The organism is Celerinatantimonas marina (genome assembly GCF_046054165.1).
Taxonomy (GTDB): domain Bacteria; phylum Pseudomonadota; class Gammaproteobacteria; order Enterobacterales; family Celerinatantimonadaceae; genus Celerinatantimonas.
Map to the genome: position 1 here is coordinate 466,766 of NZ_JBFNXK010000001.1, position 17,135 is coordinate 483,900.

Below are 17,135 nucleotides of genomic sequence, written 5' to 3' on the forward strand. Positions count from 1 at the left end.
TTTTTAAAGATGGGTAAACAATGGCAGAACTCAACAAAGAAAACGCAAAATACCGTTCAGAATTTGCAGGTTGCACATTTGCGAACGACGACAAAACAGGCTTTAGCCGCAGGAAATACGGCGAGTTTTTAGCCAACTACCTAAAAGGTGAAAAAGATGGTTTTGTACTGAATCTCAACGGTTCTTGGGGGACAGGCAAAACTGAGTTCCTCAAACGGCTGTATAACCACTTTCTCGACCAGAACCATCCGGTACTTTATATCAATGCCTGGGAAAGCGATTTTTCACACGATCCATTGACTGTTGTGTCCAGTGAATTGATGACACAGTTATCAAAATTCAATGAATCAATCATGGAAAGTGATACGGCCAAAAAAGTAAAATCATGTCTGGGTAAATTGCTAAAAGGTTCGGCAATAGTCGGAACAAAAATAGTTGCAGGTCATATTTTTAGGGATGGAACAGCACTCGACGATTTTGTCGAAAAACTCTCGGATAAAGATGCAGAAACGCTCATTAATGGCCTATCCGCTAATCACCAGAATCAAGTTGATGCAATCAAAGATGTTCGAACTGAACTGGCTAAGTTATCCGATGAACTTGTTTCTGGCTATAATGCGGAATTACCCGTTATCGTCTTAATCGACGAGCTCGACCGTTGTCGCCCCACTTATGCCATCGAAATGCTTGAAGTGATTAAGCACTTCTTTAGCACCAAGAATTTCGTATTTCTTGTTGCTACCGATACTGAACAATTATGTGCATCGATCAAAGCCATCTACGGCAATGAATTTAAATCAGATACTTATCTAAGACGCTTCTTTGATAGACGTGTAATTTTGCCACGAATAAATTTAAAAGATTTCATCCATTCAAATTATCAAGAATTATTTAGATTAATGAATAATATCGAAATGTTTCCAATTTTATGTTACAATAAAGATAATAAAAACAAGGAAAAAGAATATTCTTTTATTGTCGTTTTATCTTCAATAATGGAATCTTTGAAATTATCCTTAAGGGAAGTTAACTCTTTAATAAAGATATTCATAAGAATTATGAACACAATTATATCAAATGGAAAAACTAATTATATATGTTATCCGATCTTATTAATCGAATTGGTTAAAACTCATATTCTTTTGGATAAAGATTCATCATTGAATATTGAAATGATGATTCAAAATGATAAAAATGTTTTAAAGGATTTAAGATTGAAAAATTTTTTGGAATTATGTTTAAAATTGATATCTCCAGACCCCAATCTTACTTTAGATCTAGGATATCCTTGCTATAGCCCAAAAGGAGATGATTCAAAATATTCAATACCAAAATCAGATAATTATTCTTTTCCTACGCACCTTTCACCTTTACACGATCATCTTAAAAAGTGTTTAGATGATGCCAATAACCATAAAGACATTTCAAAATATTGGTTTCAACCATCCCTTAGAAAATTAGTAAATATGGAATTTTTTAATTCTTAAGTTATAGCGGGCTTAGCCCGCTACTTCCCTTCCAAATCATCCATCCGCTGTTCAAGATCTCTCAACCTTTTGCGGTGCAGCGCGTTGGTATACACATCTTGCTGATCTGCATCATCGAGCGATCGGTAGACATCTAGCAACTCTTTTTCATGCTCAGATAGCTCTGTCAGCGGTTTATGATGAGCAGTCTTTAGTTCATCAGCCCTTTCAGGAAAGGCATTAAGATTGTCCGGTAACAATTCAGCAGTTACATCAGGGGAACGACGAACCGGCCCTAACCCTGTCAGCAACCAATCTAACGAAATCCCCATTCTTAGAGAGAGTTCTACGCAATTTGAATATGGAACTTTGTTTCTCGAACGCCAGCCACTCACAGCTTGAGGACTGCATCCCAGAGCTGTTGCGAGTTCGTTGCTCGTTTTTGTACCTAAAACCGAAGACATACGTTCTAAAACATCGACAGCAGAGGCATAAACAAATTTAGTATTATCCGTTGACATACTAGTTTTGAGGATCTATGTTGTATTCAAAGTGAGTACAGTTTATCCCATCCACAGAGGGACAACCATGACCAAGCAGGAGATTTATCAACGTTTAATCATACGGGGCTCCAACTTCCGCCATTTTGCACTAGCCCACGGCTACCAGCCGCGGATGGTATTGGCAGCGGTTGACCGATGGGCCGGTCGGGATCACCTGCCCAATGGCCGGCAAACGTTTCAGATTTTAGTCGACCTTTCCAGGGCCATCGAGGCTGAAATCATCCCGGGTTTATTACAGGAGGCTTAAATGTGGTCTTTCGCACTGGCGACTCAGTTAAAGTCGCAAACGCCGCAGTTGGCACAGTTGATAAAAGAAGAGCCAATGCTGCAACATTGGCTCGGTGAGGCACTTTCCCATTCCCTTGCTCATCCACACACCCGTGATGAACGGCTCGGTCGCATTTTAGGGTTTATTACGGCACGTGAGCCGCAATTACCCCGCCGACAGGCTTATTTGATCCACGATCAAGCGCTGCGGCTACGCACCATCATTTGTGAGCTTAGCCAAGGGAGTGCGGTAGGAGGTAACAGAAGATGAGTCGTGATCTTCTTAATACTCGCCGGGCGGTGATGAGTGCGATTATTTGCGCCTATCCCGGCGGCCGTGAATGTGCGGCGGCGCGCCTTGGGCTCTCCTTAAAACGGTTGGACAATCATATTTATGGCAATAATGGGGCTTCGCCTCTCTCGGATGAGCAGCTCCGCTTGCTGGAGCAGGATATCCACAGTCGCTTTTTAGCCGATTACATCTGCCGCTTATATGGCGGTGTGTTTGTGGCATTACCAGGACCCGACGCCGAATCCCTCGATTTGTACAGCAATTCCCTCAAGACCAGTGCCAAGCGGGGCCGGGTTGACCAGTTGATTGCCAAAGCGCTGGAAGATGGCGTGATTGATGAGGCTGAGGCCGCGGCGATTCAGGCCGCCCATTTAAGCCATTTAGCCGCTCGGGAAGAAGAGATCCGCGCTGTGATTATGCTGCACCAAAGGAGAGAGCTATGAGTGTTTATCGTTTTGTTTGCCCCCATTGCCATCGCACGATGCGCGTTCGTACCAGTGAAGGCATCAGCGAACTGGTGCGCACTATGTATCTGCAATGCACCAATGAAGCCTGCGGCGGCACCTACCGCGCGATTTTAGAGATCACCCATCAGCTGAGCCCTTCGGCGATGCCGAACCCTGAAATTATGTTGCCAATGGCGAACGAGAATATTCGCCGTGAAGCGATGCAAGACCGCCCCGAAGCGCAGTTATGCCTGCCGGTTCCGGAGGAGGTGACTTATGCATAACGACTACTTTGATGAGATGCAGCAATTAGCCTTGAGTTTTATGCAGCGCCATCAGGCGGAATATCTGCACGATGATGGCCTGCTGATGCAATCAGCCGCCCTCTATTTAGAAAACTCGCTCAAAGCCGAACCTGCCGAAGCCAACCGCGTTGTTGGCCGCGCCTATAGCCAGTTGCTACAACGGCAACAAAAATCTGACTACTGGATGGATTTAAGCAGTTCCAATAGTGATGTTGTGGTCGTGGTGGGGCCCGATGGCCAAAACTATGCTGTGCCTGTGGCCGCGATTGCCAAAACCTGTTTGCACCGACCACTGCGCGCCTCTGTTAAAGCGGTCTCTTAGGGGGCGTAATGGCACTCAATTTAGAACAGAGCCTCACGATGGAGGCTCATCTTCGCGACGATATTTTACAGCGAATAATGCAGGACTATTCGCTGCGCTTACCGCGTGGTGATAGTAAGTGGTTACGGCGAGGCATTTGCCCGGCTTGTGGCCAACACGAACTTTATGCCAGTTATGAAGCGCCGTGGGTACTGCGGTGTGGCCGTGAGGTCAAATGCGGGCAAAGCTGGCATGTACGCGAACTTTACCCCGACCTTTTTGAAAACTGGTCACAGCGAACACCGCCGACCGCAACCGAACCAGATGCCCCTGCCCGCGCTTATTTAAGCCAGGCCCGCGGGTTTAATTTAAGCCGCATCGAAGGGTTATGGCATCAGGAACATTACTGGAACTTTCAGCTGGAACAAGGTTCTTCGACCGTGCGTTTTCCGCTGGCCGATGGCCTTTGGTGGGAACGGCTCATCGACCATCCGGCACGCTTTGGCAAGATGAAAGCGCGCTTTACCCCCGGTAAATCCACCAAAGGGCTGGTGTGGCATCTGCCCATCGAGAACTGGCTTAAAGTGGATAAAATCTGGTTGGTCGAAGGCATTTTTGATGCGATTGCCCTCGCCCATCATGGGATTACCGCCGTGAGTTTAATGAGCTGCAATAACTTTCCTTATCAGTGGTTGGAACAGCTGCGGATGCGTTATAGCGAAGCGGCTAAACCGACACCGGCATTGGTTTGGGCGCTGGATGCCGACGCCAGCCGTTATACCCAGAAATGGGCGCAACAGGCGCAGCAGTTAGGGTTTACCTCGCTGGCGGCGGTCCCACCTGTGATCGGGCAGCGAAAAACAGACTGGAATGACCTGCATCTGCGCTTGCTCTCCGAGCAGCGCGAGCTAGCCGAAGCCAGTTTTACTAAAGAGTTGGCGCAATCACTCTACCGTGGCAGTTTGTTACTGGCCGAAACGCCGGCGAAAAAGGCGGCATTGATGTTTCGCCACAGCCCGCAACAGCTGGAGTTTCCGTTTGTATTCCACAATCGTTTGTATTGGTGGAAGTTAGACGCGGAACAGATGAGCCGTAATACCGGCATTGAGCAGCAACAACTGCGCGAGTTTGATGATGCGTTGGATGTGAGCGAGTTGCAGCAGTACGCCAAAGTGACGCAAATCGCCAACTGCTATCCGCATGCGCTGTACTTTCAGCGCGACCCGAACACCGAGGAAACCTGGTACTACTATCAGATCGACTTTCCGCATGATGGCGAGCCGGTGAAAACCACACTGACCGGCGCGCAACTTTCGGCAGCACCGGAGTTTAAAAAACGGGTGTTAAGTGCGGCCAGTGGTGCGCTGTTTACCGGTTCCAGTAAACAGCTGGACCGGTTGATTGAACAGCAGCTTTTTGCGCTGCGTACGGTCGAAACCGTCGACTTTTTGGGGTTCTCGCGTGAGCACCAAATTTATCTACTGGGCGATCATGCCATCTATCAGGGGCAGTTGCTCAATGTGAATCAGGAAGACTATTTTGAAATTGGCCGTAAACGGGTTAAAAGCACGCAAAAATCGGTGCGGCTGAGCCTGAATACCAAACCCGCGGAGTACGTGGATAACTGGCTGGATGATTTGTGGCGCTGCTTTGGCACGCACGGCATTGTGGCGTTGAGTTTTTGGTTTGGTAGCTTGTTTGCGGAACAGATCCGCGCCCGCTATAAAAGCTTTCCGTTTTTGGAGTTAACCGGTGAAGCCGGCGCAGGTAAATCGACGTTGATTCAGTTTTTATGGAAGTTGTTTGGCCGTGACTATGAAGGCTTTGACCCATCCAAATCCAGCCCCGCCGGACGCGCTCGCCATATGGGGCAAGTGGCTTCCATGCCAATCGTTCTGATTGAAGGCGACCGTAACGAACCGGACCGCATTCACGCTAAATCATTTGACTGGGATGAACTTAAAGATTTCTTTGGTGGCGGTACACTGCGAACTCGTGGGGTAAAAACGGCAGGCAACGAAACTTATGAGCCGCCCTTTCGGGGCACGATTTGCATCAGCCAGAATGCGCCAGTGAATGCCAGCGAAGCGATTTTAACGCGTATTGTAAAGCTGCATTTCACCCGCCCACATGTAACCACCGAAAGCCGCGCCAGTGCTGACCGGCTGAATTTACTCTCGGTTGAAGAGCTGAGCTTCTTTTTAATTCAGGCATGTCGGGCAGAGAAAAAAATCCTGCAATGTTTTGACGACCGGGTTTCATTTTATGAGGGCTATCTGCGCGAGCTGGGCACGATTCGTATCGAACGAATTATTAAAAACCACGCTCAGATGATGGCATTGGTCGATGCACTGGCGTTAATCATGCCGGTTTCGACTGAACAGCGCGAACAAACGCTACGCTCGTTGCAAGAGATGGCGCAGGAACGCCAGCAAGCCATCAGTGCCGATCATCCGTTAGTGGCAGAGTTCTGGGAAGTGTATGACTACTTAACCACGCTCGCCCCATCGCTGCAACTGAACCATGCCAGTGATCCACAAGTGATTGCCCTCAATCTTAACCACTTTTATGAGGCCGCAGCCGAACATCGGCAGAATTTGCCGGATTTGAAGCTGCTGCGTTCACTACTCAAAGACTCGCGAAGCCATCCGTTCGTGGATGCCAATCGCTCGGTTTATAGTTCCATCCGCTCGCGCACCGTGAAGTGCTGGGTTTTCCGTCAGTAAGGAGAAGCAAGGCTATGAAACAGGTAATAGATGAGATTTTGGAAGAGCTGCGCTATCAGGGGCGCGGCAATGATTCACTGTGGGATGCGGGCGATATTGCGCGGTACATGCACCTGTCCAAATCCACGGTACAAAGCCGGATTATCTGCCGCGAAAACTTCCCCCGAGCCGTGCGCCTCCCCACTTCGGAAACCGGCTTAGGCAGCCGCCGCTGGTTAGCCCAAGAAGTGAAGCAATGGGTGATGCGACATCGAGAACCGACGAAAAGAGTACCGAAGTAGAAAAGAAAGCCGAGGAAACTCGGCTTTTTTGATAGGGAATACCCTACCGGCACAACTATCTATGATTTTGCTGCTTATCATATATACTTTGAAATTTGGAGACATAACTCCCCTTTTGTATTTTCTGACCTTCAGTCATGTTAGCTTTCATGATCCGTGCTATAGCTTCTGAAGTTAAACGTTTCATCCTCTCTTCTTCAGTATGCTTGTGTTCTACTGAACAGTTTTTGTTACGCTGTGGCATATAATTCTCCTCAGAATTATTGAAAGAGTAGTTTTGCTTTAACGCTATAGATATTAACCAGAAAAATTTTCCGAGTAAGGGACATTTCATTGAAAGATTTGACCAAGGAAGGGAACGGTCCAGGTGTTATATTTTCAGGATTCATCGCCGCATTTTTGGAAAGCATTCCAGATCTAAAATCATCAGAGGATTTTTTTCGAAAAATAATGATGATATTGACCAACAGCACCAATATCACTCTAGATCAGCAACTTTTTAGGAAATTACGAGCGAAAGATTATCAATACGTCGAGCAAAAATTTACTGATAAATTAGCTAATTTTTATCAAGAGAATAATATCAAAAATCCGGATTTAGACTGTTCAAATAGACCATTAGCCAATTGGGAGCTAATTGCTCATTACCTAAAATTTTATCAGGAAACTCTTTCAATATTTAAGAAATGTCCGCTGATTTTATCTAGAGCCCAAAAATTTTATGCTTTTTTAAATTTTCACTTTCAGCATGAAGAATTTCTCCTTAAACAGATCTCCGAAACAAGAATGGATCAAAAGCTTTTTGAAAATTTACAGGAGAAAATTTTTAAAACTTCTGATACTAAAAAGTGTAAGGAAAATGTTAGTGTTCGAATATTTTGCTACTGGGCAGCTCTATTCAGTTTGAGGCATAAGTATATTTTTAAGCAATCATTTCATCTCGAAGAAAGCCTACCTTGTTTAGGCAAAAAAGGTAGGCTCATAACAACGAATGAACGCTTTATCGTAAACACTAGACATAAGTACCTTACTGAGGCAGGGGAAAAATCTAATAATGCGGCATTATACAAAAAAATAAGACGTGCTCAGATGCAAGATAAGGAATATCACTCTCGACATCCTCAAGAACCGCTGATCACTAATAAAAATGACGTTAGATTGATTGATCCAGATACATCAACAATAAAAAAACAATTCCAACGACTCAAACTCTTTTCTTTTGCTAAATTCGATGATTACTTCTTAACACTTGAACGAGCATCAGGGAAGCGAGTATTCACTAGCTGCATTACTGTTATATTCCTTAATATGTTTACCTTAATACAGAATGAAATGAGCTCTAGATATAGTAAAAGCCCAGCTTGGATCTGTGATAGTTTTCAATCATATCTCGAGATGCAAACATTAGTAGAGCATCGATTCAATCAATTTTGTAACTCTGGAGCCTTTGACTGGGGCTAGAAAACTCTAGCCCAATCTATTTGCAATCTCGGTTGCCGTTGCGTTGTAGTAGATCATCAACGAACGCGGATCACGATGGCCAACCATTCGGGCTAAATCCAAAACATCCAACTTTCTGGCCAAACGCGTTAACGCTTCATGTCGTGTATCGTGAAAGGTCAGCTGTTTAATGCCAGCAATGCGCAATGCTCGCCGAAAAATCACGCCACAGGACTGCTGCGGAAAGTGGAACACTTCGCCTTGGTGCTTCGGCTGCATCATTTCCAGCAGCTTAATGGCTTGTGCTGAGAGCGGGACATCACGGGAAGTGCCGTTTTTGGTTTCATTGAGCCGCAGATAACGCTGCTCTAAATGAATATCCTGCCACTGCAAATTCCACAACTCCCCCTGCCGCATCGCGGTTTCCAAGGCCAGTAAAAAGGCGATGGCTATCTCCTGACGTTGCGTTTCGGCCGGTTCATCAGGAATATACTCCAGAGCATCTAAAATACGCTGTATCTCCTCGGCAGAAATGCGTCGATCACGGGGTCTGGGGCTTTTCGGGCGCTCAATATCTCGGGCCGGATTAGTTTCAATCCAAAGCCAGCGTTTGCGAGCGGTCTCCAGAACGGCGGCAATCAGGTTTAATTCCCGATTAATCGATGAGGCCTGAATCCGTTTGAGTTCGGTATTGATCCAGTGCTGCAAATCATTGGGTGTAAGGTCGGTAAGCAATATCGAAGCCATCGGCGCTCGCAGCAGTTTGTTAAGCCGCACTAACTCCCACCGTTTTCCTTTTTTGGAAGGAGAGACTTCGTCTGCATATCGAATAAAAGCATCCGCCAGCGTTTTGCCATGAATAATGCTGGTTGGATTTTTCATCTGTTGTTCGATTTCGACGGCCCAGGTTAATGCTTCTATCTTCGAATCAAAGCTACGCGAGCGGGACTGACTTTTTACGCGAACCTGAGCACGCCATTTTTTACCCCGCTTAAATATCTGTGCCATATACGCCTCTGGCACCAAACTGGTGTAAAAAGTGGTGTAAAACTGGTGTAAAAATATCGAAAATATGGCAAGAAATGCCAAGATTCGTCCAAATCAATATACCGCAGAAAGCGCGCAAATACTTGATATGAGAAGAAAATATAAGAACTGGTGTAATATACAAAGAAGTGAGGTGGTGCCCGGGGCCGGACTTGAACCGGCACGAACTTTCGTTCGAGGGATTTTAAATCCCTTGTGTCTACCTATTTCACCACCCGGGCAATACAATTTTTTGGAGGCGGGACCCGGAGTCGAACCGAGATCCACGGATTTGCAATCCGCTGCATAGCCGTTCTGCCATCCCGCCCTATCTAACTGGAGCGGCACACGAGGTTCGAACTCGTGACCTCAACCTTGGCAAGGTTGCGCTCTACCAACTGAGCTAGTGCCGCGCCTTAGATAACACATCAACGTTGTAAGCCTTAGTAGCTGTCCCCGTCGATGTGCTGAGCATTTTAGCGATGTGAGCGCAGGCGTCAACAATAAATTTTAATCTTTTGAATCGTTCGCTGGAAAAATAATCGATCGCTATGATTTTCTAGTCAAATCGTCGCTATTTTCACCTTTAAGATATGGCCATGCAGCTTTTAGATAAGTAACCATAGACCAAATCGTTAAAATTGCTGCAACACCCAGCAAAATTTTTGCTAAAAAAACCATCCACGGCTGATATTGCCAAAGCAAACCTGTAATCGCTAACATCTGTGAAGCCGTCTTATATTTTCCCCATTTATTCACGGCTACACTCGCCCGACTCCCAATCTCAGCCATCCATTCCCGCAATGCGGATATAACGACTTCTCGGCCGACCATAATAATGGCGGGTAGACTAATCCAAACCGAGTCATAGTGTTCCACCAAAACGACTAGTGTCGTGGTTACCATGACTTTGTCGGCCACAGGATCCAAAAACGCTCCAAAGGGTGATGTTTGCTTTAAACGCCTTGCTAAGTAGCCATCAAAATAATCAGTAACTGCAGCAATCACAAAAATTGCTGCTGATGCGAAATAGGCCCATTCAAACGGCAAATAAAATGCAACTAAGAAAAACGGGATAAGGATCAATCGAAAAAAAGTCAGTATATTAGGTATTGTATTCATTAGCGTATCGAGTTTGCATCAATAGCTGTATGTTGCCCGTTTCCGCTTACTCTTGCAATCGATCCACGATAGTTTGTGCAAGCGCACGGCTAATTCCAGGAACTTTTGTCAACTCATCAACGCTAGCTCGTTTCACCTCCTGAATGCCGCCCATATACTTCAGCAATGATTGCCGACGTTTAGCACCTATTCCCGGGATTTCTTCAAGGAAACTATGTTGCCGGGCTTTATCTCGACGATTTCGATGTCCGGTAATCGCAAAGCGATGACTTTCATCACGGATATACTGAATGAGATGCAATGCACTTTCGTGTTTTTCCAGATGCACTGGGCGCATTACCCGACCAATGAGTAGCGTCTCTAAGCCCGGTTTTCGAGTCACACCTTTGGCAACACCCACAATGAGCGGTTCATGTTCAAGTTGTAGTTCATCAAACACGGCAAAAGTTGCATTTAACTGGCCTTTTCCCCCATCGATAAATAAGATATCCGGGAGCTTAATATCGTCGGTTTGTTTACCATAACGCCTTTTGAGAGCCTGGCTCATGGCTGCATAATCATCCCCTCCGGTAATACCCGAGATATTAAACCGCCGATATTCACTTTTTTGAGGGCCTTGCTCATTAAACACAACACAGGAAGCCACGGTCCGTTCTCCCTGAGTATGGCTGATATCAAAGCATTCCATACGTCGAATCGGCTCATCACGCTCCAGAAATCGCTGCAAAGACTGCAACCGAACCGCCGCAGTTGATGCTTCCTGTAATTTCGAAGTCACTGCATTTTGAGCATTAGCATTAGCCAGTTGCAGCAGCCGAACTTTATCACCGCGACTGGGAACATGGATCTCAACATGATGCCCTGCTCTACTCGTCAGAGCCTGTTGCAAAATATCCCATTCCGAGTATTGCTGGGTCACAATAATTTCTTTAGGGAGCTGTCCATCACGTTGATCGGCTAAATAATATTGCGTCACAAAGCCATGAATCACTTCGCTCATATCAGTATCGGCCGGAACTTTCGGGAAATAACTGCGGCTCCCCAGTAATTGACCATCCCGAAACAACATTAAGTGAATAGCTGCAATACCATTACGATAATCAAACCCAACCACATCGGTCTGTGCCGCACTGGTCCCTGAAACCCATTGCTGTTCTTGAATACGACGCAAGGCTTGAATTTGATCACGATAGCGGGCCGCCCGTTCAAACTCTAATGCACCGCTGGCCTGCTCCATTAAGCCGACCAGATTATTAATAACTTGATCACCTTTACCGGATAAAAACAAAGCGGCCAAATCAACCTGCTCTTGATATTGCTCATCCGATACTTTATGACAACACGGGCCACTACAACGGCCGATCTGATACTGAAGACATGGTCGAGTTCGGTTGGCATATTCGCTATCGCGACACTGACGGATCGGGAATATTTTCTGCAGCAGGATCAGGCTTTCACGAACTGATTTCCCACTCGGATAAGGTCCAAAATACTTGCCTTTATCGCGTTTTCGTCCACGATGCAAAGCAAGCCTGGGATGCTTGTGCGCAGTCAGCACAATATAAGGATAGGATTTATCATCACGCAATACGACATTATAGCGAGGCCGATATTTCTTGATCAGGTTGTGCTCAAGAATAAGTGCTTCGGTCTCACTATTAGTAATAGTCGTCTCAATCCGGCAAATTTGCCGGACTAAGGCTGCTGTTTTAGGGCGATCAACCTGCTTCCGAAAATAACTGGATAGCCGCTTCTTTAGTGATTTTGCTTTACCAACATAAATCACTTCATCACGGCTGTTGTACATTCGGTAGACACCGGGTTGAACAGGCGCCCTTGCTAAAAATGCAGAGGCATCAAACTCGCTCATTTACAACTTATCAGCATCCAAAATACCATGCCGAATTGCTAGATGAGTTAATTCGACGTCACCACTAATATTTAGTTTATTAAACAAACGATAACGATAGCTATTGACCGTTTTCGAACTCAAGTTGAGTTGTTCTGAAATATCAGTGACTCGCACACCTTTAGTGATCATCAGCATGATCTGCAACTCTCGCTCTGAAAGTTGTGCAAAAGGATTTTCGCTATTAGGCGAGAAAGAACTTAAGGCAACTTGCTGAGCGATTTGAGGAGACAGATATCGCTGCCCACAACTTACCGTTCGAATAGCCGTTAACATTTCTTCCGGTGCTGCACCTTTTGTCAGATACCCAAATGCACCAGCTTGCATCACTTTGCTGGGAAAAGGGTTCTCAGTATGAATGGTTAACACAACAATGCGCGTATCGGGATCATACCGAAGAATTTTCCTTGTTGCCTCTAATCCTCCGATCCCTGGCATATTCATATCCATGAGAATAACGTCAGCGTGATTCTGACGGCACCATTGTACCGCTTGTTCACCACTTTCGGCTTCTCCGACAACTTTCATTCCGCGTGCATCTTCAATAATGCGACGAATCCCTGTGCGCACTAACTCATGGTCATCAACTAGAAATACGTTAATCAAGCGTATATCTCCGCACAGTAAAACTTAAAAAAACCTATTTACAGGTCCAATAGACAATTGCTAGTCACATACTCAAGCAATTAATTGAGTTATATCCTATCTGGACATTAATTAAAAGCTCTCAATGACTCGCTCTTTTATTATTTACACCGTAATGTATTTAAATTTTGCGATCAGAAGCAGTTAATAATAATGCCATTGATAACGGGTGTGATCCGGGTATAAAAAAAGGGATTATCTTTCGATAACCCCTTTTTCTACAAAGAAATGGCGGAGGAGGAGAGATTCGAACTCTCGGTGGGCTATTAACCCACGCCGGTTTTCAAGACCGGTGCATTCAACCGCTCTGCCACCCCTCCGCAGCAGTGGAGCGAATACTATCGGGAGCTTTATCTGTTGTAAATAGTTAAATCATGATTTTTTCTAAAAAATAGAGTATTTGCTATTTTTTTATTCAACATGCTGTTTTTTCAAACTTTTAAATCAATAACAATAACATTAACACCACGTTAAAACATGAAGAAGATGTGGATAACAACAGTATTTCCACTCAAATATGCTCATAAATGCAAAAAGGGCGTCATCACAATGATGACGCCCTTCTCTAAAATTTAGTGGCGGAGGAGGAGAGATTCGAACTCTCGGTGGGCTATTAACCCACGCCGGTTTTCAAGACCGGTGCATTCAACCGCTCTGCCACCCCTCCGCAGCGGGGTCGAATAATACTGACTCACAGAAAAAACGCAACATTTTTTTTCAAAAAAGCATGCGACAGGCTGTTTTTTATTCAAATGTTCCATATCTTTTTCAAAATCTCTCCGGCAATCGATGTATACGGAAGGCTCTAAAATCTTACAAAGATTAGCGTTGATCACTACATAGTTATACAACCGCACAAAAGAATGTATACTAGAGACAGTATTAACCCCTTAAATGTGGAGTAAATTATGAATCAGAATCGTAGCATTGGTTATTCTGCGGTTGCTCAGCGTGATGAAACCACCCGTGTACTCCGTAATACCTATCTATTGCTTGCATTAACCTTAGCTTTTTCTTCTATTGTAGCCATGACGGCCGCAACATTGGCATTACCCTATCCAGGGATCCTCATTACTATTGTTGGTTTTTATGGGCTGTTGTTTGCTGTTGAAAAAACCAAAAATAGCGCTTTAGGGCTGTTATTTGTTTTTCTTCTAACGGGTTTTATGGGGTATACCTTAGGGCCTATTATCAATCTCCTACTTAAAACAGGGGGATCTGAAATCCTATTTACCGCTTTAGGTGGAACTGCACTGACCTTCTTCGTTTTGTCCGCCTATGTGCTCATTACTCGTAAAGATATGTCTTTCTTAGGTGGGATGATGACCGCCGGGTTCTTTGTGTTATTAGTGGGCATGGTTGCTAATCTGTTCCTGCATATGCCAGTCCTTAACTTGGTTCTCAGCGCTTTGTTTATTTTGTTCTCATCCGGGGCAATACTAATGCAAACCAGTGCCATTATTCATGGTGGCGAACGGAATTACATCTCAGCGACTGTCACAATTTTTGTTTCTCTGTATAATATTTTCATTAGCCTTCTCAACATTTTGACGGCTTCCCGGGATTAATCTACGGCCTTGCTAAAAGCCCCGGTCAGCGGGGCTTTTTTATGTGCATTTATAGGTCATTATGAACAAAATCTGGCATTATCTGTCTCCACCGTCTTATCATAACCCCCAGTTTTTAATTGCTAGTAAAGCAGCCTTTTTAATCATTTGCTATTTAAGTGGCTATTACTTTTCAATTCCCATTATTTATGTCGCTACATTGGCTTTAGGGGTTGTTGCTGCGGCATTAGCTGATCATCCAGCCCTTTATGTAAATCCATTAAAATCCCTATGGATTATGCTCATTAGTTTTAGCCTCGCCGCCTATTCAGTCACTTGGCTTTACCATTATCCGGTGTTTTTTGCCGTGGGTATTTTTAGCTCAACATTTTTATTTGTAATGTTAGCAGCCCTCGAAGCTCGGTTTGGTCCTATCGCCATGAGTGCTCTGATCGCAGCGATATACACCATGCTAGGTTACGCTCAATATCAAGATCCTTGGCAGCAACCTTGGTTTTTACTGGGTGGGGCATTAAGTTATATCCTGCTATCTTTTATTATCCATGCCATTCGACCGAATCAAAGTCTACGCCAGCATAGTAAAGAGCTGTTTATTCTGTTAGCCAAGTATCAGGCAGAAAAAGCCCGTTATTTCAAAGCGCATACCAATACGGAACAACTGCAACTATCATTAGCTCAGCTTTCAAGTCAGGCCTCTCTTGCCCTGGCTCAAATGCGCCGTTTACTGTTGATACGACAAGCACAAAAACGTACTGCCAATCAGAAGTCTGGTTATTTGAACCTGTTTTTTAAAGCACAGCTCTTATCTGAACGAATAATTTCCAGCCATATCGACTATGCGGCACTCCACCAAAAACTGATCGACACAGATATTCCTAAACAATTGCATTTTATTATGCTGGAGCTTGCTAAACGGATCAGTAGACAAACTGAAGTGCTCTCAGCTAAAAACACATTAGCCGATACAATCGCCAGATTAGCCACCCGTTTGAGAGGTGAGATCCATTTACGAGAAGCATTAGGACCAGTCCAATATAATCAGTTAAGTTATATGCTGGCGAATCTGAAGCAAATGGAAAAAATTACTCGTCAGGATACCCCATTTCCAACCCAAGATTTTCAATTTGAAGCGATTGAGGCTTTAACCTGGAAGGTCTTGTGGCAGCGACTAACAAACCCAACAAACCGTCTGTTTCGACATGCATTGCGACAAGCTCTGTGTATGCTAGCCGGATATGGCATTATTCTGCTCATTCCCGGTCCATCCCACGGACAAGATTATTGGCTATTATTAACAACATTACTGGTCACAAAACCGAATTACTCGGCAACCCGCCAAAAATTATTCGAGCGTATTGCCGGAACTTTAATTGGGATTGCAATAGCTAGTGGTTTAGTTGCGATTCATATGCCGACCATGCTTATTTTAATTATCACCGCCCTGAGCGGTTTCTTATTTTTTTGGTACTTTAGTTATCGTTATGACATCGCCGTGATCATGATTACCATTTTTGTGGCCTTATCGCTCAACTTACTCGGGGTCGATTCGCTGGTGACAGTTTCGGTCCGAGTCGTGGCAACGCTTTTAGGTGCACTACTGGTTTATTTGGCGGTTCGGTTTATCTGGCCGGATTGGTTAGGTAACCATACTCCGGCAATTATGACTCAACTGCTAAAACAGATCCGTCTATATCAAAATTGTATTTTCAACCATTATCAGAAACAACAAGCCCTAGAAGACGAACCCTATCGTATGGCCCGCTTTCATGCTCATACAGCGGAAGCCGAATTAATGAATCACTGGCGGGGATTACTCTCAGAACCAGTCTCCCGCCGAACTCAATTATCACTGATCTATCAGCTTTCCGGTCACTTTCATGCTTATTTATCACACCTTTCTGCGTTGGCCCTCTACCGAAACCGGACCATTTCTCCACGCTCCATCTCGTTGTTGGGAGAAATTAATCAAACCTTAATGGAAACACTGAGTCAAATTGAGAGCGTCATCAGTCAGCCACAACCTATCGATATGGAACCGATGCAACAGATTATTCGAACAATTAACGAACAACTCCGACAACTCATTATTGATCTGCATGGGGATGAGCTATTAATCGCTTACCAATTGCAGCAGATGACAGAAAATCTCGAACAGATACAATCATTGCTAATGACCCATTTACACGTTCCAGAACTACACCCGACAGAGTATCATCATGCTTGAATTCAATGGCATTCAAATCGACACCGATCCAGAAGGCTATCTATTAGATAGCCAATTATGGAGTGAAAATTTAGCTCTCATCATTGCACAAAAAGAAGGGATCACACTGACCGAACCCCATTGGGAAGTGGTCCATTTCGTCCGCAATTTTTACTTGGAATACAATACATCCCCCGCGATACGTCCTTTGGTTAAAGCGATGGGAAATAAATACGGACCGGAAAAAGGCAATAGCCGCTACCTATATCGGTTGTTCCCAAAAGGCCCGGCTAAGCAAGCCACAAAAATTGCAGGGCTCCCCAAGCCTGCTCGCTGTATTTAACACTCAGCTTCGCCCTGTCTGGCAAATATTAAGATATCTAAAAAACCCCACCCGACCTCCCCTTAAAAAGGGGAGGAAATAAAATATTCTCTCTTGCCAATTAGGTACGTGAATAACGATATTCATATTTTAACAACTCACACCAACCCATCCTTCACTTTTATCAGAGGACGTGGCACCAATCCGTCCTTCCCCCCTTAAAAAGGGGGAGCTAGAGGGGGTGTACAGACCG

18 protein-coding genes and 5 tRNA genes are annotated in these 17,135 nt (G+C 44.8%); 12 read left to right on the plus strand and 11 right to left on the minus strand.

Features of this window, described 5'->3' with window-relative positions; genetic code table 11:
- Nucleotides 1-20: 20 nt before the first annotated feature.
- A complete protein-coding gene (locus tag ABUE20_RS02160) occupies nt 21-1,487 on the plus strand; it encodes a KAP family P-loop NTPase fold protein (protein WP_408618174.1) in 1,467 nt (488 codons plus the stop codon).
- Nucleotides 1,488-1,507: 20 nt separating this feature from the next.
- Here the strand turns inward: ABUE20_RS02160 and ABUE20_RS02165 are convergent, their stop codons facing one another.
- Entirely contained in the window at nt 1,508-1,987 is a 480-nt protein-coding gene (locus tag ABUE20_RS02165; protein WP_408618175.1) for a helix-turn-helix domain-containing protein, read from the minus strand.
- Nucleotides 1,988-2,054: 67 nt separating this feature from the next.
- On the opposite strand from ABUE20_RS02165, the gene ABUE20_RS02170 reads away from it, so the two are divergent.
- The 7 genes from ABUE20_RS02170 to ABUE20_RS02200 are packed head-to-tail and all read left to right on the plus strand — an operon-like array spanning nt 2,055 to nt 6,647.
- The gene (locus ABUE20_RS02170; RefSeq protein ID WP_408618176.1) at nt 2,055-2,276 is read left to right on the plus strand and encodes a hypothetical protein; all 222 of its coding nucleotides are present in this window, start codon (nt 2,055-2,057) and stop codon (nt 2,274-2,276) included.
- Entirely contained in the window at nt 2,277-2,567 is a 291-nt protein-coding gene (locus ABUE20_RS02175) for a hypothetical protein (RefSeq protein WP_408618177.1), read from the plus strand.
- Nucleotides 2,564-3,031, plus strand: coding sequence for a YmfL family putative regulatory protein (locus ABUE20_RS02180; RefSeq protein ID WP_408618178.1), 468 nt, complete (start codon nt 2,564-2,566; stop codon nt 3,029-3,031). Before ABUE20_RS02175 ends, ABUE20_RS02180 begins: the two co-directional genes overlap by 4 nt.
- The gene (locus ABUE20_RS02185; protein WP_408618179.1) at nt 3,028-3,318 is read left to right on the plus strand and encodes an Ogr/Delta-like zinc finger protein; all 291 of its coding nucleotides are present in this window, start codon (nt 3,028-3,030) and stop codon (nt 3,316-3,318) included. The genes ABUE20_RS02180 and ABUE20_RS02185 overlap by 4 nt, the downstream gene beginning before the upstream one ends.
- Entirely contained in the window at nt 3,311-3,661 is a 351-nt protein-coding gene (locus ABUE20_RS02190; RefSeq protein ID WP_408618180.1) for a hypothetical protein, read from the plus strand. Before ABUE20_RS02185 ends, ABUE20_RS02190 begins: the two co-directional genes overlap by 8 nt.
- 8 nt (nt 3,662-3,669) lie before the next feature.
- Nucleotides 3,670-6,366 (plus strand): toprim domain-containing protein, encoded by a 2,697-nt coding sequence (locus tag ABUE20_RS02195; RefSeq protein WP_408618181.1) that lies wholly within the window; start codon nt 3,670-3,672, stop codon nt 6,364-6,366.
- A 14-nt stretch (nt 6,367-6,380) separates the two neighbouring features.
- Entirely contained in the window at nt 6,381-6,647 is a 267-nt protein-coding gene (locus ABUE20_RS02200) for a helix-turn-helix transcriptional regulator (protein ID WP_408618182.1), read from the plus strand.
- 55 nt (nt 6,648-6,702) lie between these two features.
- Here ABUE20_RS02200 and ABUE20_RS02205 read toward each other — a convergent pair whose 3' ends face one another.
- Nucleotides 6,703-6,891, minus strand: coding sequence for a hypothetical protein (locus ABUE20_RS02205; protein ID WP_408618183.1), 189 nt, complete (start codon nt 6,889-6,891; stop codon nt 6,703-6,705).
- 89 nt (nt 6,892-6,980) lie between these two features.
- On the opposite strand from ABUE20_RS02205, the gene ABUE20_RS02210 reads away from it, so the two are divergent.
- Nucleotides 6,981-8,108, plus strand: coding sequence for a hypothetical protein (locus ABUE20_RS02210; protein WP_408618184.1), 1,128 nt, complete (start codon nt 6,981-6,983; stop codon nt 8,106-8,108).
- Between the two features lie 6 nt (nt 8,109-8,114).
- Here ABUE20_RS02210 and ABUE20_RS02215 read toward each other — a convergent pair whose 3' ends face one another.
- The 9 genes from ABUE20_RS02215 to ABUE20_RS02255 all read right to left on the minus strand — a co-directional run bounded on the left by ABUE20_RS02215 (nt 8,115) and on the right by ABUE20_RS02255 (nt 13,456).
- Nucleotides 8,115-9,095, minus strand: a complete 981-nt coding sequence (locus tag ABUE20_RS02215) for a tyrosine-type recombinase/integrase (RefSeq protein ID WP_408618185.1) — start codon at nt 9,093-9,095, stop codon at nt 8,115-8,117.
- Between the two features lie 173 nt (nt 9,096-9,268).
- A tRNA-Leu gene (locus ABUE20_RS02220) sits at nt 9,269-9,355 on the minus strand.
- A gap of 12 nt (nt 9,356-9,367) precedes the next feature.
- Nucleotides 9,368-9,441 (minus strand) — tRNA-Cys (locus ABUE20_RS02225).
- 9 nt (nt 9,442-9,450) lie between these two features.
- A tRNA-Gly gene (locus ABUE20_RS02230) sits at nt 9,451-9,526 on the minus strand.
- A gap of 136 nt (nt 9,527-9,662) precedes the next feature.
- Nucleotides 9,663-10,235, minus strand: a complete 573-nt coding sequence (gene pgsA / locus ABUE20_RS02235) for a CDP-diacylglycerol--glycerol-3-phosphate 3-phosphatidyltransferase (RefSeq protein WP_408618186.1) — start codon at nt 10,233-10,235, stop codon at nt 9,663-9,665.
- Between the two features lie 46 nt (nt 10,236-10,281).
- Nucleotides 10,282-12,105, minus strand: coding sequence for an excinuclease ABC subunit UvrC (gene uvrC, locus ABUE20_RS02240; protein WP_408618187.1), 1,824 nt, complete (start codon nt 12,103-12,105; stop codon nt 10,282-10,284).
- Nucleotides 12,106-12,750 (minus strand): UvrY/SirA/GacA family response regulator transcription factor, encoded by a 645-nt coding sequence (uvrY, locus tag ABUE20_RS02245; protein ID WP_408618188.1) that lies wholly within the window; start codon nt 12,748-12,750, stop codon nt 12,106-12,108.
- A 268-nt stretch (nt 12,751-13,018) separates the two neighbouring features.
- A tRNA-Ser gene (locus ABUE20_RS02250) sits at nt 13,019-13,109 on the minus strand.
- A gap of 256 nt (nt 13,110-13,365) precedes the next feature.
- Nucleotides 13,366-13,456, minus strand: a tRNA-Ser gene (locus ABUE20_RS02255).
- Nucleotides 13,457-13,697: 241 nt separating this feature from the next.
- Between ABUE20_RS02255 and ABUE20_RS02260 the strand changes: the two genes are divergently transcribed.
- From ABUE20_RS02260 to ABUE20_RS02270, 3 genes are all read left to right on the plus strand, one after another.
- The gene (locus ABUE20_RS02260; RefSeq protein ID WP_408618189.1) at nt 13,698-14,357 is read left to right on the plus strand and encodes a Bax inhibitor-1/YccA family protein; all 660 of its coding nucleotides are present in this window, start codon (nt 13,698-13,700) and stop codon (nt 14,355-14,357) included.
- Between the two features lie 61 nt (nt 14,358-14,418).
- Nucleotides 14,419-16,581, plus strand: coding sequence for an FUSC family membrane protein (locus tag ABUE20_RS02265; RefSeq protein ID WP_408618190.1), 2,163 nt, complete (start codon nt 14,419-14,421; stop codon nt 16,579-16,581).
- The gene (locus ABUE20_RS02270; protein ID WP_408618191.1) at nt 16,574-16,903 is read left to right on the plus strand and encodes a TusE/DsrC/DsvC family sulfur relay protein; all 330 of its coding nucleotides are present in this window, start codon (nt 16,574-16,576) and stop codon (nt 16,901-16,903) included. The genes ABUE20_RS02265 and ABUE20_RS02270 overlap by 8 nt, the downstream gene beginning before the upstream one ends.
- Nucleotides 16,904-17,135 lie beyond the last annotated feature (232 nt).